Below are 23,284 nucleotides of genomic sequence, written 5' to 3' on the forward strand. Positions count from 1 at the left end.
CAGGCGAGGCCGGAATGGGGGGAAGCGATGAAGGGGTACGACGTCGAGGGACCGGCACTGGAACTCGGGGCACTGGTGGGCGAAGACGGCACCGCCGATCCCGCGGAGCAGATCAGGATCGCCCTGGGCATGCTGAACCGGCACGGACTGGTGGCCGGGGCCACCGGAACGGGGAAGACCAAGACCCTCCAGCTCATGGCGGAACAGCTCGCGGCCCAGGGCGTTCCGGTCTTCCTCGCCGACATCAAGGGCGACCTTTCGGGGCTCGCCTCTGCGGGCACGCCCTCCGAGCGCGCCACCGGGCGTGCCGCCGAGGTGGGGCAGGCGTGGCATCCCGTGGCCTGTCCTGCGGAGTTCCTCTCCCTGGGCGGTCTGGGGCCTGGTGTGCCTATACGTGCGACCATGACCGCCTTCGGGCCGACCCTGCTCGCCAAGGTCCTCGGCCTCAACGAGACGCAGGAGTCGTCCCTTGGGCTGATCTTCTACTTCGCCGACAAAAACGGACTGCCCCTGCTGGACTTCAAGGACCTCATCGCGGTCATCCGCTATCTGACCACCACTCCGGATGCGCTGAAGGGGATCGGCGGGCTGTCGGCGGCGACGGCGGGAGTCATCCTCCGCGCCCTGACCAACTTCGAGGCGCAGGGGGCGGAGGCGTTCTTCGGCGAGCCGGAGTTCGACGTGCACGACCTGCTCCGGGTGACGCAGGACGGCCGGGGGATGGTCTCCATCCTTGAGTTGCCCGCCGTGCAGGACCGGCCGCAGCTCTTCTCCACCTTCCTGATGTGGCTGCTCGCCGATCTCTTCGAGGTGCTGCCCGAGGTGGGCGATGTCGACAAGCCGAAGCTGGTGTTCTTCTTCGACGAGGCGCATCTGCTGTTCGACGGCGCGTCCAAGGCGTTCCTGAAGTCGATCACCCAAACGGTACGGCTGATCCGGTCGAAGGGCGTGGGCGTGTTCTTCGTCACCCAGACGCCGAAGGACGTGCCGGCCGACGTGTTGGCCCAGCTCGGTGCGCGTGTGCAGCACGCCCTGCGCGCCTTCACCCCCCAGGACGCCAAGGCGCTCAAGGCCACCGTGTCGACCTTCCCCGAGTCCTCCTACGACCTGGAGCGGCTGCTCACCGAACTCGGCATCGGCGAGGCCGTGGTCACGGTCCTGTCGGAGACGGGCGCGCCGACCCCCGTGGCCTGGACGCGCCTGCGCGCCCCGCAGACGCTCATGGCGCCGTCGAGCCCGGACGTGATCCAGGGCGTCATCGCCGCCTCCCCGCTGCAGCAGAAGTACGGCACGGCGGTCGACCGCCAGTCGGCCTACGAGATCCTGTCGGCGAGGCTGGCCGCGCAACAGCAGACCGAGGCTCACGAAGCCCCGCGCGAGGCGGAGCGGCCCAGGGAGCAGCCGAAGCAGTCAGTACTGGAGGGCGTGCTGGAGTCCAAGGAGTTCCGCTCCATGGTGCGCTCGGCGGCGTCCACCCTCGGCCGGGAGATCACCAGATCCATCTTCGGCACCGCCCGCCGCGGCCGCCGCTGAGCAGAGCACGCGGAGCCGGCCCGGAGGCCCATCAAGCCCAGGGCGCGTTTCCGTCAGCGGAGGGGGTCGAAGTCGGCCAGGGCGGCGGGTTGCTTGCCGGTAGTGATCTGCTCGGCCAGTAGCCGGCCGGTGATCGGCCCGTGCGCCAGGCCCCACATGCCGTGACCGCCCGCCACGTAGACGGTGGGAGCCGCCGTCGCGCCGATGAGCGGCCGTCCGTCCGGGGTGACGGGGCGGGGTCCCACCCAGACGTCGGTACGGTCCTCCCAGTGCACACCCCGCAGGAGGGGACGGGCGGAAGCGACGATGGTCTCCACCCGGGCCGGCACCTGCGGGGCATCCGGGTCGCGGAACTCCATGGTGCCCGCCACCCGCAGTCCGCCGTGGTAGGGCGTGCACGCGACCCGCACGTCGGGCAGGTAGATGGGGCCAGGGACGGGATGGTCGACAGGCACGGTGAAGGAGTAGCCGCGACCCGCCCGCACCGGGACGCGCACGCCCCACTGCCGGGCCAGGCGGGGCAGCCACGCGCCGGTGGCCAGAACCACCGCGTCGGCGGACAGGACGGTGCCCTTGGCGGAGCGGACGATCACCTTACGGTCATCGGTGCGCACCTCGTCGACCTCGACGGCGTAAACGGTCGCGCCGCGTTGCATGACGGCTTTGCCCAGGGCGTGTACGAAGGCGCCCGGGTCGACGTAGCGCTGGCCGTCGATGCGTACCCCTGCCGTCAGTGCCTCGCCGGCGAGCGGGGCGTGCTCGGCGAGCCGGTCGCCCTCCAGCACGGTGTACTCCACCCGCTGCCCGATCGCCTGAAGTCTTCGCAGTTCGCGCAGCAGGCTCCCGGCCTGGCGGGGAGTGCGGAACCCGGCGGTGATCGGCGCCGCGACGACGGGAGCGGACACGCCGTTGGCGGCGAGCACTTCGTAGGCCTCGACGCATTCGTCGTTGAGCGGCAGGTTGGCGCGTGCGGCGCGGGTCCAGGACGGCCAGCGACTGTTGGCGGCGAAGCGGGCCAGGAAGCTCCACAGACCCGGGTCGAGACTCGCGGGCACGTGCAGCGGCGCGGCAGGGTTCAGCAGCGAACGCAGGCCATAGCGCAGGACGGCGGGTTCGTTCAGCGGGATGGCCAGTCCCGGCGCGACCCATCCCGCATTGCCCCAGGACGCGCCGGCCGCCACGCCGCCGCGGTCGATCACGTCGACCTGGACGCCGCGCTCCTGCAGGAACCACGCGGTCGACAGGCCCACGATGCCCGCGCCCACCACGATCACCGATCGCGGCCAGTTGCCGACCATTCCCCTACCTCCAACAGATACGAATGCCGGTGTCGCTAGCCAGCATGACCCGGGCGGCGCCTGGAGGCGTTGTGGGCGGACGACAATCGCGACGCCGCCGTTGTGCGTCCAGCACAACGCCATCGGCGACACTCACCAGGTCATCGGCGGGGTTCGTCCTGGCAGGCGAACAGCATGATGGTCATGGCCAGGCGCTGGCGTGGGTCGTCCAGATCCAGGGCGGCGAGCTCGTCCATTTTGCGCAGCCGGTTGCGGACGGTGTTGGGATGCACCCCGAGTCGCTCGGCTGCCAGGACGGGGTCGCCCTGGGTCTCCAGCCAGGCCAGTAGCGTGGCGACGAAGCGCGTGCCGTGGCGGGTGTCGTGCCGCCGCAGCGTGGCGAGCGGCCCGCGGACCGGAGACCGGCCGGTACGCGCGGCCGCACGCAGCCGCCACAGCAGGATGTCGTCCCAGGACTCGTCGTAGGCGGGCGGGACGGCGCCGAGTCTGGAGCTCTCGTGCAGCGCCAGGCATTCGTCGGCCTCCTGGCGGCTGGCGGGCAGTTCCGCGACCTCCGCGGGCGCGCCGATCCCGGCCGTGACGCGCACCTGGGCGGGCAGTTCGCCGTACAGGGCTGTGATCCACTGCCGGGCCGCCTCGGCGTGCTCGGCCGGCAGGATGGTGTAGAGCGTGTCGCCGAGCAGCGTGCTGCGCCCGGGTCTGGACCAACCGAAGCCGGTGGTGGCCTGCTCGAAGGCCAGCAGCAGCGTTGCGTGGCGATCATCGGTGCTGTGCGCGCGGACCGCGATGACCCGCATCGCCTGTGGTGCCAGGCCCAGCCGGCTGATCACCGTCGCGGCGTCGGCGCTGCCCTCCAGCAGCCGGATGACCAGGTCGGATTCCACCCGCCGCTCCAGGTCGGCGCTGGCCCGGGAACGCAGTAGGTGGAGGGCGACGGTGCGTGCGCCGTCGGCCAGGGCACGGTGACGGGCGCCGGTCAGCGGGGTGTCGCAGCTGACCCACACCGAACCGAGCAACTCGCGACCGGCCCGTACCGCCACCGCCATCCGCCCGGTCAGTCCGTTCTCGGCATCGGCGGGGACGAACACCGGCTCGTGCGTCGCCGCCAGGCGGGCGAACACTCCCTGTCGCTGGAGCAACTCGCGCAGCCGGTCGGGGACCCGCCGTCCGAGGATGGTCTCCAGCCGGGCCGGATCGCCCGCCTCCTGGGAACGGGAGTAGGCCAGGACCCGCGAGTGCCGGTCCTCGATGGTCACCGCCCCGCCGATGACGTCGGCGAGGCTGTCGGCCAGCGCGAACAGGTCGGTTGGGCCGCGTCCGGAGGCGGTCTCGCGACTCTCCAGCACCAGCCCGTACACCACACCGGCGAGTTGGCTCCACGAGGCGACGGGGTCTGCCAGCAGCACCGCCACCCCGTGCCGGTCGCCGATCGCCGCGGCGTCCCGTTCGACGTCCGCGCCCTTCCCGCTTTCGGCGCCGGCGCTGTCGCCGACTCCGGTGTCGTCAGGGCGGACCAGGACCGCTGTGGCTTTGGCGGCGGCCGCCCACCGCACCGCCTCGGCGAGCGAGGAGGTGCCGACGGCCAGGAGCACGTCGCCCGCGACGTGGCGGTCGGCGGACTCCGGTATCGCCACGCTGTGCAGCCACGCCGAGCGGGGCACGGCCTGGCCGCACAGCCGCACGCCGTACCCGCCGAGTACGTTCACCAGGCGGTCCAATGTGATCATGATCAGCTCCCGACGAGTACGGCCCTCTTCAGCCGTCGGGCAGGGCGAGACTGGCTGCCAGAGACGGCTGCAGACACAGTCGCATCAGTCCGCGGACGGTGGCGTGCTGCGGCTGCGGTGCCGCGCTGATCGGCAGCCGCAACGTGGCGCGCAGGCGGCTCAGCAGCAGCTCCTGGTGCGCGCCGCCGCCGGTGACCACCAGGCCACGGGCGCGCGTGGCCCGGCGTGAGTCGGCCGGCAGGCGGCGGATCAGGCCTGCCGTCATGTTGACGACGCTCTCCAAAGCATATTCGGCCAGCCCCATACCGGTGGTGGCGCTGAGCTGGAGGGCGACCGCGTCGATGACGGCCCCCTCCCCGAGGGCTACGGCCTCGACGATGCCTGCCCCGACGTCCAGCACCAGGCACGGCCGGGGGCCGATGACGTCCAGGCCGACGCCGACGGCGGCGGCCAGCGGCTCCTCCACCAGCGTCACCTCGCATCCGGCGATCTCGGTGACCGCGGCGCGGACCGCCCGGCGATCGCTCGCAGAGGCCGCCATCGGCACCCCGGCCAGCACCCGCGCCAGCGGCCGCTTGTCGTAGAGCCGGGTGTCGTGCAACACCATGCGCACCAGCCGCCGACAGGCGTCCGGGTCGGCCACCATGCCGTGCCGGATGGGCCGCACGAGATCCGTCGCGCCGGAGACGGACGACCGTTTCATGATCGCCGACGGCCAGTCGGCCAGGGCGTTCCGGTCCAAAGCCAGCGACCGGGTACGCGCGGTGCCCAGGTCGAGCGCCGCAAGGCGTGGAACCGGGCTCATCCCGCACTCCCGGGAGCCGCCGGGCTGAGCCGCACGAGAGGGGCGGCCGACCGGCAGGGCACGAGCCCGCACAGGTGTTCCGGCCGTGGATGAACGTGGATTGATCTGACAACGGCCATGACGATGATCGGCTCCTAGCTGGACGTCGAGAGCAAGACAGGCGGCCCAGATGGAGGGCCTAGACAGTTCGTCCTCCCGCTCGCTCTCTCCCGGTGCGACGGCACAAGCGCCAGCGGAGAGCCTGACGCGGGTGTGGACGTACGGTCAGACCCCGCGGCGCTCCTGGCCGCAGAGCCGGATAGGGAAGACGTCGACTAGATGACCGGCGGGCTGCGCGAGCCCGCGGTGCGGTGCGCCAGTTGCTGAGGATCGCGGAGCGTGTCCGCGTCCGAGCCCGGCGACGGCAGTAGCGCCAGATGGGCGAGCCCACCATGGCGTTCGCCGCGCAGCGGTGGCCACAGCGACAGTACGTGGTGCTCGCGGGTGCCGCCCGCCGGCGGCGGCAGGCTGGCCGGGTCGGTATCCCATCCGCCCGCAGTCCACGACGGGCCGGAGCCCGGCCCTTGCCCAACGGCCGGGCCGCCGCTGCTCACGCTGCCCGACGCGCCGGTCACCACCAGCGACAGCGACAGCAGGGACAGCAGGACCAGGCCCATCACGTCCGCGAGCGCGATGGACCCTTGTGGAGTTCTCCACGGTCCCGTCATAGCGCCGACCATAGCCCAGACCATCGGAAAAGACATGCCAGGCCATCACCGGTGGCGGATCAGCCTGACGTCGTCCTCCCAGCCGACGCGTCCCTGCCTGACCAGCAGATCAGGCCGCTGCGCCGCGATGATCGTACACAGCGCTTCGAAGCGGTCCTCGCCGCTGATCAGACGTATCAGGGCGGGGGCCGTTCCGTCACCGTTGATCGACGTGTTCTTGCTCGGCGGCCGCGGCGTAGGCGGCGTCGAGGCGTTCGAACGGGCCTGAACCGTCGTGCGGCTTCGGCGGGGCGTCGAGGTGGCGGACGCGAAGCTCGTCCATGAGCTCCTCGATGAACGCCGGACCCTCATCGCGCATGAGCTGCTGCCGGATCCGGAGCTCGTCGCTGCCCGGGCGCCAGTCGAGGCCCCAGTTGCCGAGGGCATAGATGATCGGAAGAGTCTGGATACCGGATTCAGTGAGGCTGTAGCGAGCGCGCTGCCCCCGCGCGGCGGTGCCGCGGGTGAGGATCCCCGCGTCGACGAGCCGCACAAGGCGGTCGGCGAGGATGTTCGAAGCGATGCCCTCGATCGACCCGGTGAGCAGCGCCCGAAAGTAGCGGCGGTCGCCGAAGATGACGTCGCGCAGCACGAGCAACGACCAGCGATCTCCGAGCACCTCGACGGCGGCATTGATCGGACACCCGGACCGTGGTTCCACGATTCCTCCTTGACAGGTATTTCGCCCTGACGATAGTAGTTGCAGAATACAACCACTCTTGGAAGGAGGAGCTGATGGGCCGCTTCGTCTATTCGATGCAGGTGTCCCTCGACCTGCGGATCGAGCAAGTTCCTGGGGACAACGGTGCTGGCGAGTGGCTACGCATCCACGAGGAACTGCACCGCGAGTGCAACGCGCTGACGCAGGCGCTCGCGCTCATGGTCCATGGCCGGGTCTACTACGAGGTCATGGAGGAGTACTGGCCACAGGCGGGCGAGGACGCGTCACTGCCGGACTTCATGCGTGAATACGGCGAGATCTGGACAGCCAAGCCCAAGGTGCTTGTCTCCCGCACCCGCCGCAGCGCCGATCACAACACCCGGATCATCGGCGGAGACGACGCGATCGAGCAACTCGCCGCCCTGCGGGCCGGGACCGACGGCAGCATCAGTGTGGGCGGCGCGGCGCTCGCGACGCAGCTGCTCCGGGCGGGGCTTCTCGACGAGCTCCTGCTCTTCACCCATCCCGCGATCCTCGGCTTCGGCAGGCCGCTGTTCGACGACTACGACGTGCCGATCGAGCTCGACCTGCTCGAGCAGCGATCGTTCAAGCAGGGCGTCACGATGCATCACTACGCCATCCAGGATGTAAAGGAGGCGAGCTCGTGCTGAGGCAGGTCGCGGAGGGCGTGCTGGTCCACGAGAGCGAGTTCGTGCAGACCAACGCCGTTGTGGTGCAGGGCCGGGCCGGTGTGTTGCTCATCGACCCCGGGGTGACCGGCGCCGAGATCGACTGCCTGGCGAGCGACCTTCGCGAGTTGGGTCAGCCCGTTGTGGCAGGGTTTTCCACGCATCCCGATTGGGATCACCTGCTCTGGCACGCCCGGCTCGGTGAGGCGCCCCGTTACGGCACGGCGCGCTGCGCGGCCGCTGTCCGAGATCAGCTGTCGGACGCGGGTGCGAAGGCCCGCATCGCCGACCACCTGCTCGAGACGGAAATCGCCGGGCAGGTACCGCTGGACCTACTCGGCCTCATTACCGGCCTGCCCGCCGAAACCGCGCGGATTCCTTGGGATGGCCCTCAAGTCCGGATCATCGAGCATCAAGCGCATGCCCCGGGCCACGCGGCGCTGTTGATCGAGGAACGCCGGGTTCTCGTCGCCGGCGACATGCTTTCCGATGTTCTGGTTCCGATGCTCGACTTGGACGACACCGCGGACCCGATCGAGGACTACCTCACCGCGCTGCGGCTGCTCGAGGGCGTGGCGAGCGACGTCGATGTCGTCGTCCCCGGCCACGGTTCCGTCGGCGGATCCGACCAGGTACAGGCACGGATCGACCAGGATCGGGCTTACGTACTCGCCTTGCGGAACGGCCAAGTCCCCGTAGACCCACGGGTCGGCCCATCGGCCAAGCCTGGCTGGGAGTGGGTGAGCGACGTACACGAAGGGCAACTCCAGCGCCTCGCCCAATGAAGCGAGCCCGACGGGGCGCCCCGCTAGCGATCGGTGTGCGACACAGCCAGTACGCGCGGGTCGCCGGTCGGGATCACGACGTTCTCCAGGGGTGGTCGGGCTGGTCAGCGGGGGTTGCCCTCTGCGGCGGCGAGCTGGGCGTCTGCGAGGGGCTTGTGGCCGACGCCGACGGAGACCTTTCACTCCGGCGGGTCCACCTCGGGCCAAGGGTGAGTCGGGTCCTACCGGAGTCCGACCTACGTGGCCAGTCCATCGCGACCAGCCGGGAGCCGATCAGGAGTCGGAGGGCAAGGCGAACGGATCTTCAGGTAGGAAACAGCCGTAGTCCTGCAACGGCATTGGATCGTTGAGCACGATCTGTTGGAGTACGCCCGCCGGGGATAGGCCGTCCGGGCGGTCCGGGACACGTTGGCCCGGAAGTAACCCACCGCGGCCGATCGGCATCTCTTGCGCATCGGCCGTCAGCCGTCCGAACCGGTCCAGCAGGGTACCGACCGCGTCGTACACATCTGCGACGCTCTCGGCCGCGGCCTCCTGGCTGATGTCAGGGTGGAGGTCACGATATGCCGCACGCGCGGCCGCCATGAAGCGCGCCGGATCCACGATCACAATGTCCTGGCGCGTCCGGACGCTGATCGTCATGCCCGGTCTTGGAAGCGTCTGCTCGTCCACTGTCTGAAAGTAGCCGTTCAAGGGCTGGATTATTCGGAAAACGACCACTGGCGGACCCAATGGTCCGCTCGTTAGTCGCGGACGAGGCAGAACGGGTGACCTGCCGGATCTGCGTAGATCCTCCAACCACGCCTGTCGTCGCCGGCATCCAGCAGCGTGGCACCGAGCTTGAGGACCTGCTCCTCAGCCTGGTCGAGATCCGGGACCCCCAAGTCGAGGTGGAACTGCTGCGGGCGAGCGGGGTCCGGCCACTGAGGCGGCCGATGGTCTTCCACGCGCTGAAAGGCGAAGACCAACCCGTCGCTGGTGTGGAGGGTGGCCCAGGTGTCGTCCACAGACCATCGCGGATCGGGCTGGTTCACCACACCGCCAAGAAGCTCGGCATAGAACCGGGACAGTTCATCCACATCGGCACAGTCCAGTACCACACACTGCAGCTTGGCGATCACGAGAAGCAGAATAGGCGAACGCTCCTCGCTCCGCCTCGGCTGGTGTATCCGCATAGCGCTTGGATTCCGGAAGGCTGTGGAAGCGGACCCAGCGTGAGGCGTAGAACCGCTTCAGCTCGTGGGCGACCGGTGGACAATCCGGCCAGTTCGCCTGCCATCGAGCACTCAGCTCGGGCCAGTTGTCGAGCACGCAATTCCACGTCATCCGGCCAGCGTAGGGAGGCGATGAGTTCGGGCGCGAAGGCATTTCAGCACGGCTTGGGTCCGTTCTAGGACACGGCCACATGCGGACGCGCCCTTGTGCTCGTCAACCGGAATCCTCCTGATCACGGTTGCGGACCGACCGTAGGGGTAGCTGTACAGTCCGGAGCGCGTTCTTCGAGCTAGGCCCGGTTGAACCGGGCTCCCCAGTTGTGGATCTGGTCGAGCAGTTCGGGCGGGTTGAGGACGCGGAAATCAGCGCCGAGCACGCCCAGTGCCATGGTCGGCCAGTCCAGGGAGTCGGCGGTCATGCGTACCCGGCAGTGCTCGGCGTCGATCTTCTCGACCGTGCTCCACTTGCCGATCCGTTCGCGTACGGTCGCGGCCGGGGCGTCGACCAGGACCTCCACCTGGTACGGGCGGGGCAGGTTGTCCAGGCCTGTACGGACGAACTCAGCGGCGTCGGCGGCGGGCAGGTCGCGAGGCCGGAACCGGGAACCGGTGCCCTGCGGCGCGGTGAGCCGATCGACCCGGAAGCTGCGCCAGTCGTGCCGGGTGAGGTCGTAGGCGACCAGGTACCAGCGGCGGCTGAGGCAGACCAGTCGATGCGGTTCGGTGTGCCGGTCGGTGCACTGGCCGTTGGCGGCGGTGTAGGAGAAGCGGAGCCGTTCGCTGTCCCGGCAGGCCAGCGCGACCGCGGTGAGCACGCCTGGGTCGACGCCCGCCCCGGCCGGGCCGTCCCAGCCGACGGTCGTGGTCATCGCGCGCAGGGCGTCGATCCGGCGCCGCAGCCGGGCCGGCATCACTTGCACCACCTTGGCCAGCACCCGCACCGAGGCCTCGGCGACGCCTTCCACCGCGCCTTGCGCGGCGGCCTGCAGTCCCACGGCCAAGGCGACCGCCTCCTCGTCGTCGATCACCAACGGCGGCAGTGCCGCGCCGGCGGCGAGTTGGTAGCCGCCGTCCACGCCACGCTGCGCTTCGACCGGATAGCCCAGTTCGCGCAACCGGTCGATGTCCCGGCGCAGGGTGCGGGCCGAGACTCCCAGCCGCTCGGCCAGTTCGGTGCCCTGCCAGTGCCGGTGAGTCTGGAAGAGGGACAGCAACCGCAGAGTCCGGGAGCTGGTGTTCGCCACACTCTGGATTCTGCCGTTATTCAGGTCAGAAAGTGACCGTTATTCCCGCCAGAGTGGTCAGTGACTGACCGAACAGAACAACGGAAGGCAGCGACCATGACCGTCAACGAGCTGACCCGCGACAGCGTCGACGCGCCGATTGCCACCGGCGAGCGTGCCGACCTGCTGGCGATGCTGGCCAAGCACCGGCACTTCCTGCGCTTTACCACCCGCGACCTCACCGACGAGCAGGCCAGGCTGCGGACCACCGCCAGTGAGCTGTGCCTGGGCGGCCTGATCAAGCACGTCACCGCGGTCGAGCGGGCCTGGGTGAACTTCATCCTGGACGGCCCGTCGGCGATGGGCGACTTCACCGCCATGACCGAGGCCGACTGGGCCCGGCGGGCCGACGAGTTCCGGTTGCTGCCCGATGAGACGCTGTCCGGTGTGTTGGCCGACTACGCCGAGGTGGCCCGCCGGACCGACGAACTGGTCGCCACCCTGACCGACCTGGACGCCTCCCAGCCGCTGCCCAAGGCCCCGTGGTTCGAGGCCGACACGCGGTGGTCGGCCCGCCGGGTGCTGATGCACATCATCGCCGAGACCGCCCAGCACGCCGGCCATGCCGACATCATCCGCGAGTCCCTGGACGGCGCCAAAAGCATGGGCTGAACAGCGACGTGTCGCGCACACTGCTCGCGCCGGCAACGGCGTGACTGGGGTCAACCACGTCGTCCATGCAAGTGTTGCCGCGACGAGCAAGCGCGCCACCGCAGAAGTGATCTCATGAGTCAGGACCTTGGCCTCCAGCGGGAAGGCGTGTGCTGGCGCAAACTGGAGAGGTAAATCTGGTTCGCCCACACGGCAGGCTGGTCGGGTGCGGCCACGAGGAGGGATCGGGACGATGAATGTGATCGACATGATCGACAAAGCGCGGGAGGCGGCGGCGGTCGACCGGGTCTTCGGACGCCCGATTACCCAGGGGGATGTCACGGTTATCCCTGTTGCCCGGATTGCCGGAGGAGGCGGCGGCGGGGGTGGCGGCGGACATAAGGGTGAGGAGGGCGGTGAGGGCTCCGGTGGCGGGTTCGGCCTGAGCGCCACACCGGTCGGAATGATCGTCATCAAGGGCGGCGATGTGCGCTGGCACGCGCTGGTCGATATCAACCGGTTCATCATTGGCTGCCAGGTAGTCGCGATCGCCGGGCTACTGACGATCAGGACGCTCGCGCGGTTACGCGCCAAGGGCGACAAGCGGCGATGAGTACCCGCAGACCCTGACAGCGGCGCGCGTTGTACGCGCTCACCACCGTGGCGGCCGAGCTGGCCGGCTCGGAACCATCCCGCCGAAGCCGATGCCGTGCTCGGCCTGACGCCCGCATCCAGCGCTTCGGCGGCTACGCCACCGACGAGGTTGCCCTCGCGCCCGAACCGTTCGACACCCGCCACCACTGGTCAGGATCTTCGCGTTCGATCTGGTCCACGAGCTTGTCCGCGCTGGGCGCGCTTGAGGAGGCGGAGCGCAGTCGCCGCGAAACTGTTGTGTTGTCGGATCGCTGACGACCGGCGTCCCGGAAATTTCTTCGAAGAAGTCCGGGAGGGGGTGTCGGATCGGGGTGGTGGTGTTCGTAGCAGGGGTGAGGCCGTCCACAGGGGGCGGCGCCAAGGCGAAGGAACCGCGATCATGAAGCTGACGACCATGACTCAGGTCACCATCGATGGAGTGACGCAGGGAAACGGCGGCGCGTCGGACGAGGACCGCGGGAACGGATTCGAGCGCGGCGGATGGGCCCTGGGGAGGGGCGACGACGAGACCCACGCGTTCATCAACCGGACCTACCAGCGCGCCGAGGCCTTCCTGTTCGGCCGGCGGACCTACGAGCTGTTCGCCGGCTCATGGGGCACCATGACGGTCCAGGATGCTCCGGGCTGGGAGTCGGTCGTGGAAGCGTTGAACACGCGGCCCAAGTACGTGGCATCGACCACGCTCACCGATCCGGCGTGGTCGGACACGACCGTCCTGTCCGGAGAGGTCGCGGCCGCCGTCCGGGAACTGAAGGCCCGGCCGGGGGGCGAGCTGCAGGTTCACGGCAGTGGCATCCTGACCCGGTGGCTGCTGGAGAACGACCTGGTCGACGAGATGACGCTGATCACCGTCCCGGTTATCCTCGGCCAGGGCGCGCGCCTGTTCCCGGAGACCGGCCCGGATCTCGCCCTTGAGCTGGTCGAGTCGCGTGTCGACTCCAAGGGCGTGACGATCCAGGTCTACCGGCCCGCCGGGCGCCCGCAGTACGCGCCAACGGCTTGACGTCCCTGACCACCGAACCACGCCGTCTTGTACACCACAGGAGATGATCTTCAGATGCGGTACCTGGTTTCAGTGATCGATGACAAGAGCGATCCCGGCAGCACGGACAGGCAGCCCGCCATCAGCGCGTTCAACGAACGACTGATCGCCGAGGGCTACTGGGTCTTCGCGGGCGGACTCGCGGACACCGACGCGGCCACGGTCGTCGACAACCGGGGCGAGCAGGCGGTGTTCAGCGACGGGCCTTTCGCGGAGTCGAAGGAGTACCTCGCCGGCGTCTGGGTGTGGGAGGCGCCCGACCTGGACGTGGCGCTCACGCTCGCCGCCGAGGCGTCGAAGGTCTGCGACCGGAAGATCGAGGTGCGGCCGTTCCAGTGAACGACGCCGACGTCCGCGAGGCCGTCACCCGCGCCCACCACGAGGAGTGGGCCCGGGTGGTCGCCGCCCTGACCAGGCGCTTCGGTGATCTCGACATCGCCGAGGAGGCGGCGGCCGAGGCCTTCGCGACCGCCGTGGAGCGGTGGCCGGCCGACGGCGTGCCCCCCAACCCGGGCGCCTGGCTGACCACCACCGCCAACCGCAAGGCCATCGACCGGATCCGGCGCGAGAACAAGCGCGACGACAAGCACAGAGAGGCGCAGATGGTGTACGACGACGACCCGCCCGAGCCCGTCGGCGCCATCGACGACGACCGGCTCCGGCTGATCTTCACCTGCTGCCACCCGGCGCTGGCGATGCAGACCCGCGTGGCGCTGACGCTGCGCATGGTCGGCGGTCTGACCGTGCCCGAGATCGCCCGTGCCTTCCTGGTGCAGGGGACCACCATGGAGCAGCGCATCACCCGCGCGAAGGCCAAGATCAAGGCGGCTCGCATCCCCTATCGGATGCCGTCCGCCGACGATCTGCCGGCTCGTGTCTCCGGCGTCCTGGCCGTCCTGTTCCTCATCTTCAACGAGGGTTACCTGGCCAGCGGCCCCGACACCTATCCCGTACGACACGATCTGACCACCGAGGCGATCCGGCTCACCCGCCTGATCCGCGCGCTCCTGCCACAGGACGGAGAAGTGGCCGGGCTGCTGGCGCTGATGCTGCTCATCGAGGCCCGCCACCCCGCCCGGCTCTCGGCCAGCGGCGAACTGGTCCCCCTGGCCGAGCAGGACCGCGGTGCCTGGGACGCGGAACTGATCGCCGAAGGTCATCGGCTGGTGCGCGAGCGCCTGGCCGCTGCCGCTGCCGGGGTGGCTCCGGGTCGCTATCAGATCCTCGCCGCGATCAACGCGGTGCACACCTCCGCCCGCGACATCCGCGACACCGACTGGTCGCAGGTCCTCGCCCTCTACGACCAGCTCGTCCGCCTCGACCCCTCGCCGATCATCGCCCTCAATCGGGCCATCGCCGTGGCCGAGCTCGACGGGCCGGAGGTGGCACTGGCCATCGTTGACCGCCTCGCCGAGGCGTTGGCCGGCTATCACGCCTACCACGCCACCCGCGCCGACCTGCTGCGCCGGCTGGGCCAAAGTCAGCAGTCACGCGCGGCCTACGACCGGGCCATCGAGCTGGCCGGCAACACCGGCGAGACCGCCTACCTCACCCGCCGCCGCGACCAACTGCAGTAGCGCCCGCGCTTGAAGAGCGCGCTTTGCGAGGGCGCTGGCGTCGGCCAGTGGGGGCGAGCAGTCACGATCATGTTTCCTTCGGGGCAGCCGGGTTCGTCAGCTTTCGTCTTCGTCGTCGGGTGCGTCGGGGTCGCGGATGGCGCCGGGGGCGGGCAGCAGGAAGTTGTAGGCGCCGTGCACGCCCAGATGCTTGCGCACGAACGGGCTGAGCCGGGCCATGTCCTCGTGGCGGACCGGGTAGCCCTGCGCCTTGAGCTGGCGGATGGCGGCGTCAAGGTGGACAGTCGTCCACAAAACCACGCAATTCAGAACAAGCCCCAGCACGCCCAGCTGGTTCTCCAGGCCGCGTTCGTAGCGGTGGTACAGCTCGCCCTTCTGTCAGGAAATCCGCCGGCATGGGCCGCAAGGTAGGGCGGACCCACCGGTAACCAACCCAGAGCAGGCGAACCGTTACAAGGGCAGACGCCTCGTCGCACCGACCCACATCGGAGCCGTGGACGGCGGTAACTCCGCCCGCCTCGGCTCGTTACCGCCGTTGGCCGGTCGGGTGTCGGTCACGGGCCAAGTGGCCGAGGACACCAGGGCCCGGATGATCTGGGGTGACGGCGTGTACTTGATCTGGGGCATCCGCAAGGACCACCTGGGGCGGGGGGTACCGAGCTCGTTCTAGGCACGATCAGGTAGCCGTTTCGCGAGCATCTCCTCGGAGCGCTTCCAGAGTCCGCGGGCGAGATCGGCGTCGAGCGCTTGCGGGTTTCGCGGTTTGCTGGCTCTGCGCTTGTAGTAGTAGGCACCGGGCTGCCAGTCGATTCCGGGAACGCTCTCGGCGAGCCACACGATCTGGTCCGCGCCCTGGTCGGGTGTGGAGAGCATGGCGCGCCGAATCAGCGGGTTGGATGCGAGGAAGCGGACAAAGCGCATGATCGGGCTGGTGGTGTCCGAGGCGAAGTTCGTTGCGACATTGCCGGGGTAGAACGACGCCGCCGAGATACCCCTCGCGTGATAGCGGCGATGGAGTTCGGTCGTGAACAGGATGTTTTCCAGCTTCGAGGCGCCGTAGGCGTGCACCGGATCGTAGTTCCGATCGTGATCGAGGTCGTCCAGATCGAGTTTCTTGGCGAACCGCACCGTGCTGGAGGTCTGCAATACCGACGCGCGGGACGCCAGGAGCGTGTCGAGGAGGAGGCGGGTGAGGAGGAACGGCGCGAGGTGGTTGACCTGGAAGGTCTTCTCGAAGCCGTCCACTGTCTTCGTCCGCGTGCCGAACACCCCGCCGGCGTTGTTCGCGAGCACATCGATCCGCGGATACGCGCTGTTGAGTTCGCCCGCAAGGCGCTCGACGTCGTCGAGGCGGGTGTAGTCCGCGACGTAGCTGTCGACTCCGAGCTCCGCGGCGATGGTGCGGGTCTTCTCGGGTGAGCGGCCCACGACGACGACGGTATGCCCGTTCGCGTGCAGCCGACGTGCGGCGGCGGCGCCGATGCCGTCGCTCGCACCCGTGATGACGACGACCTTCTTTTCGCTCATCGGTCTCTTCCTGATAGAAACTCAGTCTCTTATGTGGGACACGGTACCACTAATGGCGTGTAGTACCGTGATGCGGTGAGTTCGAACAGCATCACGCGCGGCGCGCGGGCGCGCGCCCGTCAGGCGATGCGTGCCGAGGTGGCTGCGATCGTCATGGACCTGGTCCTCGAGCGCGGCTACGAGGAGACGACGGTGGATGACATCTGCGCGGTCGCCGAGATCTCCCGGAGCACGTTCTTCCGGTACTTCCCGTCGAAGGAGGACGCGCTGTTCGGCGAAGTGGCCGACGCCGGCGAACAACTGCGTGACGCGCTCACCGCTCGGCCATCCCACGAAACGCCCTGGACCGCTATGCGGCGTGCACTGGATCCACTCATCGAGCGGTACGAAGCCGACGACGAGCGCACCAGACGTCTCGCCCGGCTGGTCGTGAACACGCCCGCGTTGGCTGCCCGGCATCGGGAGAAGAACGCGCGGTGGCACGAACTGCTCCGCCCCGAGATCGCGCGCAGGCTCGACGCCGACCCGACGGACGACTCCGACCCGCGAGCCAACGCGGTGATCGCCGCTGCCCTGGGCTGCGTCGAGGCAGCGCTGACCGCTTGGACCTCAAACGATCATCCGCAGTCGCTCTCCGCGATCCTGGACCGCGCGATGGAAACGATCCGCTGACCCCCGCGCCGCGCCAGGGGCGTCCCTAATCCGGAGCCAGACAGTGGCCGTGGGGGAAAGGGACCAAATGAGCCACCGTCTAAGCGTGCTGTCGGCGCACCATCTCGGTGATCCAGATGGGCGCGAACGGCGACGTGCAGCCCGGGGAAGTCGGGTAGTCCTTGAGCACCTCCAGGCGCTCACCGATGTCAAGTGCACGGGCGCGGTGCTCGGCGTGGTCGATCCCGATCTGAGCCAGGCAGTGGTTCATCGCCCACTGCAGGCGATCCGGGGCGTCTTTCATCTCCGCCTCGATGACGTCGAGCAGCCCTGCGAGGTTGAGGCTCTCGGGCTTCTTCGTCACGCGTTCGGTGGTCAGCGCCCAGCCGGCACTCGCGACCACGGGATCCGGATCGGCGAACCAGGCCAGGCGCAGCTCGTCGGAGTGCGGGTTCTTCTTCACCACGTAGTTCACGAGCCAGTCGTGCACCTTGGGCGTGCGCGCCTCGCGCACCATGAGATCCAACTCGTCACGCTCGAACGCCTTCGGACGGCAGATCAGGATCGCCAGCAGTCTCGCCGCGGTGTCGCCCGTCTCCCAGAGCCGGCACGCGAGTTCCTGCTGCGTCTTGAGCCGCTTCGCGAGCCCGCGCAGCTTGCTGAGGTTCACACCGTGATCGTCACCGTGTTTCTCGTTCACCTCGCGTGCCCTCGGGTCCTCGAGCGCCGCCAGCTCGGCCATCACCTCGGCCACCGTCGTCTCGGTCCGCGTCGTCTCGGCCACCGCAGCCTCCTGTCGATCACGTGCGAGATTCAGCCTACGACGGAAGTCGGTCTCCTCACCGAGATCGGTGCAGTAAGCGATCGTCGCCTCATCTGCCGCCGGCGGGTTGTCTTTGCCACCCAGAAGCCGCCCGGCTGGTTCCGGTTGGTGCGCAGGTCTCGAAGGACTCGGTGATACTCGCAGCTACCCTCGGCCGCGGCCTGGAGCGCTGGCTGGTAGGAACGGCTGATGATCATCTCCCGGGGATCGGGACGACCACATGCGGCCGCCCCGCAGCCACGCTCGTCATCCCCGGAAAGCGATCATGGAGGTTCCGGGAAGCGATCTCCCGACCCCCGAGGTGGGGGGCACAGCCCCCCACGCCCCCGGCTGGGTTGCCGGGTTGGGTTGGTGTTCTCTGATCTATCCGAGGGTCTTTGTAAACGTGCCTCAGATGCGATCGGCGGCGATGAGTAGGTATTGGAAGCTGCCGTTGTTGTAGGCGTCGAGGAAGGTTTGTTCGATGCCGGTGGCGAGGTGGGTTCGGGCGCGGAGTTCCCAGTAGGGGATGGTGGCGGCGGTGAGGTCGACGACGCTGACCGGGACGAGGCGGTTGGCCGCCATTTCCCTGAAGTAGTTGCTGCGCGGGTGGATGTCGCAGATGTAGTGGGCGTTGATCTGGCTGATGGCTTTGGAGGGGAGGCCGTAGGCGTCGTTGTAGCAGCCGGTGATGCAGACGTAGCGGCCGCCGCGGGACAGGAGCCGGGCGTGTTCGGCGAACAGCAGGCCGAGTTCGACGTACATCGTGCTCTCGTTGTTCCAGCTTGCCTGGAGGGATCCCGTCGGGAATCGGGTGTCGAGCATGTTGCGGAAGTGGAAGCGCACCTTGTCGTCGACCCCGCGCAGTCTGGCCTGCTCGTTGGCGAAGTCGACCTGGGATTCGGAGATGGAGACGCCGTCCACGTGGCAGCCGTACCGGAGGTTGGCCACGAGGGAGGAGCCGCCGCGGCCCGAGCCGGCGTCCAGGACGCGGTGGTGGGGCTGTAGCGGGCCGAGATGGCTCATGAGCAGGTCGGCCTGCGCGGATTCAAGCCGGTGGAGTTCCCTGGTCACTCGCTCCTCGCGGGTCTCTTCCGGGCCCTCCAGGACTGACCAGTCCACCTCGCCGATGCCGTAGTGGTGGTGGTAAATGCCGTCGACTTCGCCCAGGCGGAGATTGACTGGGTTCTTCTCGGTGTTCCAGTAGTCGGCGACGGAGCGCTGGTAGAGACTGCTGAGGACGTGGTCACCTTGGGTAACAGTCACCGAGGGAATTCCTTTCGCTGAGTGATGATGGGTGCAACCAGCGGAGGGGGGTCACGATCTGTAGCGGTTGGTGGTGCCGTGCCATTCGAGGCAGCCCGCCATCCAGGCCTGTGCGCCACGCAGGAAACGGTGGAGTTCCGCGGAGGGGACGGCGGCGAGTTCTCGTTGGCTGGCTTCGAAGCCCCGGACGAAGTCGTTGTGGAGGGCGACGGCGCGTTCGGTGGCTTCGCGGGTGGAGCATTTCTCCTCGGCGGCGATGAGCAGGACCACGTTGGAGTCGGGGAGTTCGTCGGCCGCCTCCCTGGCCACGGAGTGGAGGTCGTTGACGATGACGCTGGCGGTACCCGCCTGCATCAGGGCGCTGTGGAACCGCCGGTCGTAGAAGAGGTTGGCGGGCAGTTCGTACTCGCCGACGACATCGATGAGGGTCATGGACGTGTAGAAACTGTCGTGTTGCCGGGCCGCCAGGTAGCGCCAGACGGGGGGCAGCGTTTCCAGGTAGCGCCAGGCGGCGTAGGCGGTCCAGCTCACGAACATCTGGTTCGTGGTGGAGCAGGCCCGCATGACCTGGGAGGGGGTGGCGTGGCGGGAGAGGTGGCCGGTGGCGGATCTCAGTGCGACCAGGACGGGGTCGGCGTTTATCGCCTCCTCCAGTTGGCCGGTGTAGTCGCCGGCGGGCGGGGGCGGGTCCATGGCCGACATCACCAGGGCGAGTCGCGGGGGGAGTTCGGTCGGGGTCGCGCCGAGTGCGGTCTCGTCGGCGTAGTAGTCGTCGGCCGCCCACCATGCGGCGTTCATCTGCGCCGAGATCAGCACCATGTCGGGTTCGTCGGTGTCGGGGTGGGTGAGCATGGCCAGTCGGCCGTATCCGGTGTCCCGGAAGTCCTCGATCCGGCCGGCGTGGATACCGACCTGCTCCGCCCAGGCCACCAAACGGCGGTTCACCTCGGTGGCCAGGGGTTCGTCGATTCGTACGGTCTCCGGGCAGTACAGCGGCGGGTACGACCCGTCGCCCCACTCCCGCTCCTGGTATGGCAGCGGGGCGAGACTGTAACGGCGTACGAGCAGGCCTGGGTCCGGCGGGGCACTGAGACGGGGTGGTTGGTGCCCGTCCACGTAGGCAGGCTCGGGGAAGGTCGGCGCATCAACGGTCGGCGTTTCAATGGTCGATGCATCAACGGTGGCAATACGGAGCCCGGAGGTTCCCGTACCGGTGGGGCCCGTCGGTAGGGGAGTCGGCCCGTCTACTGTCGTTGGCACGGTCGCGTGCGACTCGGTGACCTCAGGTTCATCATTCACCGGCCACTGTGGGGCAGGGAAGCGAAGAGTAGCGGTCCCCAGACCCGTTGGACCGGCTAGCAGGCGATCCAACGGAGCGAGGGTGTCATTTTCGCCGAACTCGGGCATTACGCCCCCTCCTAGGCTCGTGGACGGTTGGTTGGTCAGGAGCGAGGCGCAGCGACGTCGATGTCTTCAAGAATCCCGATCGCTCCGAAACCAGGGGCGCCGCTGAATACCAGACGGAACATTACGTCCGGGTCATTGATTTGCATTTCGTGCAATTCCCGGCATGTTCACAGACGGAAGGTGACGATTTTGCACCCAGCCCCCACGACTCCCTAGCATTTCTGCTGGAAAAAGAAATATGCACTGCCCCACAAGCGTTGCTGCATTTCTTGCCTGTCGCGCACAATTTCGGCTGCGCTCCTCAATGATAAAGGCGCCCCCATGCCCGCGCAATGGCCTTTCTTTGCGTATCATATTCGCACCGATATGCCGACATTGCCCTTCAATTATCGACAATAACCTTATGTGGAAACATGTCGGTGGGGCGGGCCAGGGCATGTCGACCGCGGCAAGGACGGCTTGGCGGCACCAGAGGCGCACGTAGAGGCGCACGTGCGGTCACGATCGTCATCGCAGGCTCCCTGGACCACATCGACGAGCAAAGCCGACGCCTGGGGCCCGGCCAGGTAGGCCATCGGCGCGGGCGGGAGGATCACCTGAGCCTTCCTGTGGGCGCGCGAAGCGAGCGCGAGGCCGCCGTCCGAGGGTGCGCGGGCAATGGCGACCTCTCCCAGGGAAGGCCAGGACCTGGCATTTCTTTGCCGGGACATGAGATCCGAGATGCGGTTCCTCCGTATTCTGGGCGGAGGATGCAGAAAGCTCACTGTGCGGAAGTCTTTGGAGTGAGCCGGATGGCAGATGGCTGGGACGACGGGGGAGGGCCCGACGAGAAGCTCGTGGAGCTGTTCCTGGACGGGAAGGCCACGGAGAACGACGTACGCGCCGCGATCCTGCATTCGTGGCGGCGGTGCCAGGAGGCGGGACTGACGCCCGGCACGGTGCAGGCGCGCCTGCTCGGTGATCTTGATTTCGACTGTGGGGTGGTCCGCGCGGCCCGGCCCGTGTTCGAGCGGCTGCGTACCGTCGTCGCGGGCACCTCGGTGAGCATGTTCCTGGGCGATGCGAGTGGGGTGATGTTCCTGCGCAACGAGGGCGAACCGGCCCTTGGCCGGGCTCTGGACGCGGTCGGCGCCGCGCCCGGGTTCCGCTTCTCCGAGGCGGACATGGGCACCAACGCCTTCGGCTCGGCGCTGGTGGAACGGCGAATCTGCCAGGTCACCGGCAGTGAGCACTTCGCGGAGGAACTGCGCGGGTTCACCGGCATGGCCGCACCGATACGCCATCCGCTCAGCGGGCGGGTGGACGGGGTCATCAGCGTCGTCGGCCCGAACGACACGGCCAACGCGGAGATGATGATCCTGGCCCAGCGATCGGCCGCCGCCGTGGAGCGGCGCCTGTTCGAAATGGCGGCCGAACACGAGCGGGCCCTGATGGAGGAGTTCCTCCGGACGCCAGACGGAGGCGTCGCGACAGCACCTATGGACCTGTGTCGCCGTGATCGGCTCGCCTTGGAGGACGCCGCCGTGCGGCTGGTCGCCCAGGGCCGGGCGGCGGTGGTCAAGATGGCCCTCTCGGATGGCCGCACCGCCACGCTCGTGGCCCAGCCGATCATCGGTTCCACCGCCATCGCGGTCAGGGCGTCGCTCAGCGACGGCCAGGAGACCCGGCCGAACGGGCGAGGATGACCGGAACCGAGGAGTGGCTGCTCGCCGTCAGCGAGCCGGGCATCGGCCGGCTCGCCTTGCGGGCGCGCGAGCGGCTCAGCCTGCTCTGCGACGCGGGCTCCCGCGTCGGCGCCACCCTGGAGGTCACCCGGACCGCCGAGGAACTGACCCAGGTGGCCGTCCCCCGGTTCGCCGACTACGTCGCCGTCGACCTGACCGACCGTGTCCTGCGGGGCGATGAGCCCGGCAGCATGGACGCGGGGGTGCGCCGGGTCGCCTTCGCGGGCATCAGGGAGGAGGCCGCGCTGTACCCGCTCGGCGCGCTCATCCACCCGCTCCCGTCCACGCCGCAGGGGCGCAGCCTCGCCACCGAGGAGCCGGTGCTCGGCTCGGTGTTGTCCACCAGCTTCGGGTGGCTGGCACAGGATCCCGAGCGCGGCCGGAGAATCTGTGAGCAGGGCATCCACTCGCTCATCACGGTGCCGATGCGGGCCCGGGGCGTCACGCTCGGGGTGGTGAGCTTCTACCGCGCCATGGGCAAGGACGCGTTCGAGGAGGACGACCTCGCCCTGGCCGAGGAACTGGTCGGCCGCGCCGCGGTGTGCGTCGACAACGCCCGCCGCTACACCCGTGAGCACGCGATATCCGCGGAGCTGGAGCGCGTCACCGCGTCGTTGCAGCGGGCGCTCGACCGCCAGCGGCGCTTCACCACCGACGCCTCGCACGAACTGCGCACCCCGCTGGCCGGGCTACGGGCCAAGTTGGAGGAGGCGCAACTTCACCCCGGCGAGACCGACCTCGCCGACCTGGTGAAACACACCCTGGGCGATGTGGACCGGCTGCAGGCCATCGTCAGCGACCTCCTCTTCCTGGCCCGGATCGGAGCGGCACCGCCCGCCGCTCTGGAGCCCGTCGACCTGGCCGTACTGGCCAAGGCCGGCACCGCGCGCCGCACCGGCGATCCGCACCCGGTACGGCTCGAGCTCACCGCCGGCGTGACGACCGACGCCGTCCCGGAACAGATCCGCCGGGTGCTGGACAACCTGCTGAACAACGCGCAACGGCATGCCGTGGGCGACGTGGCGGTCACGGTGCGCCGCGCCGGAGACATGGCCGAGCTCAGCGTCACCGACGACGGCCCTGGTGTGCCTCCAGCGGAGCGCGAGCACATCTTCCAGCACTTCACCCGGCTGGACACCGCCCGCAGCCGCGACCGCGGCGGCACCGGGCTGGGCCTGGCCATCGCCCGTGACATCGCCCACGCCCACCACGGCACCCTGCACGCCGAGGACGCGCCCTCGGGCGGCGGAGCACGCTTCGTCCTGCGTCTCCCGCTCAACACGCAGGCGTGAGGGCGCGCAA

25 protein-coding genes are annotated in these 23,284 nt (G+C 68.9%); 11 read left to right on the forward strand and 14 right to left on the reverse strand.

Features of this window, described 5'->3' with window-relative positions; translation table 11 throughout:
* Positions 1 to 27 precede the first annotated feature (27 nt).
* Complete coding sequence (locus KIP79_RS28375; protein ID WP_214107995.1) at positions 28 to 1,533, forward strand: helicase HerA-like domain-containing protein; 1,506 nt, start codon at positions 28 to 30, stop codon at positions 1,531 to 1,533.
* A gap of 53 nt (positions 1,534 to 1,586) precedes the next feature.
* On the opposite strand, the gene KIP79_RS28380 is transcribed toward KIP79_RS28375, so the two are convergent.
* The 5 genes from KIP79_RS28380 to KIP79_RS28400 form a co-directional block, all read right to left on the reverse strand.
* On the reverse strand, positions 1,587 to 2,831 hold the full coding sequence (locus KIP79_RS28380; protein ID WP_214107996.1) for an NAD(P)/FAD-dependent oxidoreductase: 1,245 nt from the start codon (positions 2,829 to 2,831) through the stop codon (positions 1,587 to 1,589).
* A 140-nt stretch (positions 2,832 to 2,971) separates the two neighbouring features.
* Entirely contained in the window at positions 2,972 to 4,558 is a 1,587-nt protein-coding gene (locus tag KIP79_RS28385) for a PucR family transcriptional regulator (protein ID WP_214107997.1), read from the reverse strand.
* Positions 4,559 to 4,586: 28 nt separating this feature from the next.
* Positions 4,587 to 5,363, reverse strand: a complete 777-nt coding sequence (locus tag KIP79_RS28390; protein WP_214107998.1) for a rod shape-determining protein — start codon at positions 5,361 to 5,363, stop codon at positions 4,587 to 4,589.
* A 314-nt stretch (positions 5,364 to 5,677) separates the two neighbouring features.
* The gene (locus tag KIP79_RS28395) at positions 5,678 to 6,070 is read right to left on the reverse strand and encodes a hypothetical protein (RefSeq protein ID WP_214107999.1); all 393 of its coding nucleotides are present in this window, start codon (positions 6,068 to 6,070) and stop codon (positions 5,678 to 5,680) included.
* Between the two features lie 196 nt (positions 6,071 to 6,266).
* Entirely contained in the window at positions 6,267 to 6,770 is a 504-nt protein-coding gene (locus KIP79_RS28400) for a winged helix-turn-helix transcriptional regulator (RefSeq protein ID WP_214108000.1), read from the reverse strand.
* 74 nt (positions 6,771 to 6,844) lie between these two features.
* Here KIP79_RS28400 and KIP79_RS28405 point away from each other — a divergent pair, with 74 nt between their 5' ends.
* Positions 6,845 to 7,441: a dihydrofolate reductase family protein gene (locus KIP79_RS28405; RefSeq protein ID WP_214108001.1), complete on the forward strand. Its 597-nt coding sequence runs from the start codon at positions 6,845 to 6,847 to the stop codon at positions 7,439 to 7,441.
* On the forward strand, positions 7,435 to 8,244 hold the full coding sequence (locus KIP79_RS28410) for an MBL fold metallo-hydrolase (RefSeq protein ID WP_214108002.1): 810 nt from the start codon (positions 7,435 to 7,437) through the stop codon (positions 8,242 to 8,244). Before KIP79_RS28405 ends, KIP79_RS28410 begins: the two co-directional genes overlap by 7 nt.
* 273 nt (positions 8,245 to 8,517) lie before the next feature.
* On the opposite strand, the gene KIP79_RS28415 is transcribed toward KIP79_RS28410, so the two are convergent.
* The 4 genes from KIP79_RS28415 to KIP79_RS28425 all read right to left on the reverse strand — a co-directional run bounded on the left by KIP79_RS28415 (position 8,518) and on the right by KIP79_RS28425 (position 10,702).
* Positions 8,518 to 8,916, reverse strand: a complete 399-nt coding sequence (locus tag KIP79_RS28415; RefSeq protein WP_214108003.1) for a hypothetical protein — start codon at positions 8,914 to 8,916, stop codon at positions 8,518 to 8,520.
* Positions 8,917 to 8,987: 71 nt separating this feature from the next.
* Positions 8,988 to 9,365 carry a VOC family protein gene (locus KIP79_RS28420; RefSeq protein WP_214108004.1) on the reverse strand — a complete coding sequence of 126 codons (378 nt, stop codon included), beginning with the start codon at positions 9,363 to 9,365 and terminating at the stop codon, positions 8,988 to 8,990.
* Positions 9,316 to 9,651 carry a DUF3885 domain-containing protein gene (locus tag KIP79_RS50390; protein ID WP_443611862.1) on the reverse strand — a complete coding sequence of 112 codons (336 nt, stop codon included), beginning with the start codon at positions 9,649 to 9,651 and terminating at the stop codon, positions 9,316 to 9,318. Before KIP79_RS50390 ends, KIP79_RS28420 begins: the two co-directional genes overlap by 50 nt.
* A 97-nt stretch (positions 9,652 to 9,748) precedes the next feature.
* Complete coding sequence (locus tag KIP79_RS28425) at positions 9,749 to 10,702, reverse strand: helix-turn-helix transcriptional regulator (RefSeq protein WP_214108005.1); 954 nt, start codon at positions 10,700 to 10,702, stop codon at positions 9,749 to 9,751.
* Positions 10,703 to 10,798: 96 nt separating this feature from the next.
* Between KIP79_RS28425 and KIP79_RS28430 the strand changes: the two genes are divergently transcribed.
* The 5 genes from KIP79_RS28430 to KIP79_RS28450 all read left to right on the forward strand — a co-directional run bounded on the left by KIP79_RS28430 (position 10,799) and on the right by KIP79_RS28450 (position 14,605).
* The gene (locus tag KIP79_RS28430; RefSeq protein WP_214108006.1) at positions 10,799 to 11,353 is read left to right on the forward strand and encodes a DinB family protein; all 555 of its coding nucleotides are present in this window, start codon (positions 10,799 to 10,801) and stop codon (positions 11,351 to 11,353) included.
* 232 nt (positions 11,354 to 11,585) lie between these two features.
* The gene (locus KIP79_RS28435) at positions 11,586 to 11,945 is read left to right on the forward strand and encodes a spore germination protein GerW family protein (RefSeq protein ID WP_214108007.1); all 360 of its coding nucleotides are present in this window, start codon (positions 11,586 to 11,588) and stop codon (positions 11,943 to 11,945) included.
* A gap of 420 nt (positions 11,946 to 12,365) precedes the next feature.
* Positions 12,366 to 12,989, forward strand: coding sequence for a dihydrofolate reductase family protein (locus tag KIP79_RS28440; protein ID WP_214108008.1), 624 nt, complete (start codon positions 12,366 to 12,368; stop codon positions 12,987 to 12,989).
* Between the two features lie 54 nt (positions 12,990 to 13,043).
* Complete coding sequence (locus KIP79_RS28445) at positions 13,044 to 13,367, forward strand: YciI family protein (protein ID WP_214108009.1); 324 nt, start codon at positions 13,044 to 13,046, stop codon at positions 13,365 to 13,367.
* Positions 13,364 to 14,605, forward strand: coding sequence for an RNA polymerase sigma factor (locus KIP79_RS28450; protein ID WP_214108010.1), 1,242 nt, complete (start codon positions 13,364 to 13,366; stop codon positions 14,603 to 14,605). Before KIP79_RS28445 ends, KIP79_RS28450 begins: the two co-directional genes overlap by 4 nt.
* Positions 14,606 to 14,701: 96 nt before the next feature.
* On the opposite strand, the gene KIP79_RS28455 is transcribed toward KIP79_RS28450, so the two are convergent.
* Both KIP79_RS28455 and KIP79_RS28460 read right to left on the reverse strand, forming a co-directional pair.
* The gene (locus tag KIP79_RS28455) at positions 14,702 to 14,971 is read right to left on the reverse strand and encodes a Tn3 family transposase (protein ID WP_214108058.1); all 270 of its coding nucleotides are present in this window, start codon (positions 14,969 to 14,971) and stop codon (positions 14,702 to 14,704) included.
* Between the two features lie 300 nt (positions 14,972 to 15,271).
* Positions 15,272 to 16,132 (reverse strand): SDR family NAD(P)-dependent oxidoreductase, encoded by an 861-nt coding sequence (locus KIP79_RS28460; protein ID WP_214108011.1) that lies wholly within the window; start codon positions 16,130 to 16,132, stop codon positions 15,272 to 15,274.
* A gap of 75 nt (positions 16,133 to 16,207) precedes the next feature.
* On the opposite strand from KIP79_RS28460, the gene KIP79_RS28465 reads away from it, so the two are divergent.
* The gene (locus tag KIP79_RS28465) at positions 16,208 to 16,804 is read left to right on the forward strand and encodes an acyl-CoA-like ligand-binding transcription factor (protein WP_214108012.1); all 597 of its coding nucleotides are present in this window, start codon (positions 16,208 to 16,210) and stop codon (positions 16,802 to 16,804) included.
* A 79-nt stretch (positions 16,805 to 16,883) separates the two neighbouring features.
* Here the strand turns inward: KIP79_RS28465 and KIP79_RS28470 are convergent, their stop codons facing one another.
* The 3 genes from KIP79_RS28470 to KIP79_RS49680 all read right to left on the reverse strand — a co-directional run bounded on the left by KIP79_RS28470 (position 16,884) and on the right by KIP79_RS49680 (position 20,258).
* Entirely contained in the window at positions 16,884 to 17,525 is a 642-nt protein-coding gene (locus KIP79_RS28470; protein ID WP_214108059.1) for a DNA alkylation repair protein, read from the reverse strand.
* A gap of 471 nt (positions 17,526 to 17,996) precedes the next feature.
* Positions 17,997 to 18,851, reverse strand: coding sequence for a geranyl diphosphate 2-C-methyltransferase (locus KIP79_RS28475; RefSeq protein WP_308169933.1), 855 nt, complete (start codon positions 18,849 to 18,851; stop codon positions 17,997 to 17,999).
* Between the two features lie 51 nt (positions 18,852 to 18,902).
* On the reverse strand, positions 18,903 to 20,258 hold the full coding sequence (locus KIP79_RS49680) for a family 2 encapsulin nanocompartment cargo protein terpene cyclase (protein ID WP_308169934.1): 1,356 nt from the start codon (positions 20,256 to 20,258) through the stop codon (positions 18,903 to 18,905).
* 791 nt (positions 20,259 to 21,049) lie between these two features.
* Here KIP79_RS49680 and KIP79_RS28485 point away from each other — a divergent pair.
* Together KIP79_RS28485 and KIP79_RS28490 are read left to right on the forward strand one after the other, a co-directional pair.
* Positions 21,050 to 21,943: a sigma-54-dependent transcriptional regulator family protein gene (locus KIP79_RS28485; protein WP_214108014.1), complete on the forward strand. Its 894-nt coding sequence runs from the start codon at positions 21,050 to 21,052 to the stop codon at positions 21,941 to 21,943.
* Positions 21,940 to 23,274, forward strand: a complete 1,335-nt coding sequence (locus tag KIP79_RS28490; protein ID WP_214108015.1) for a sensor histidine kinase — start codon at positions 21,940 to 21,942, stop codon at positions 23,272 to 23,274. The genes KIP79_RS28485 and KIP79_RS28490 overlap by 4 nt, the downstream gene beginning before the upstream one ends.
* Positions 23,275 to 23,284: the final 10 nt, after the last annotated feature.

This window comes from Acrocarpospora catenulata (assembly GCF_018476525.1).
Lineage (GTDB): Bacteria > Actinomycetota > Actinomycetes > Streptosporangiales > Streptosporangiaceae > Acrocarpospora > Acrocarpospora catenulata.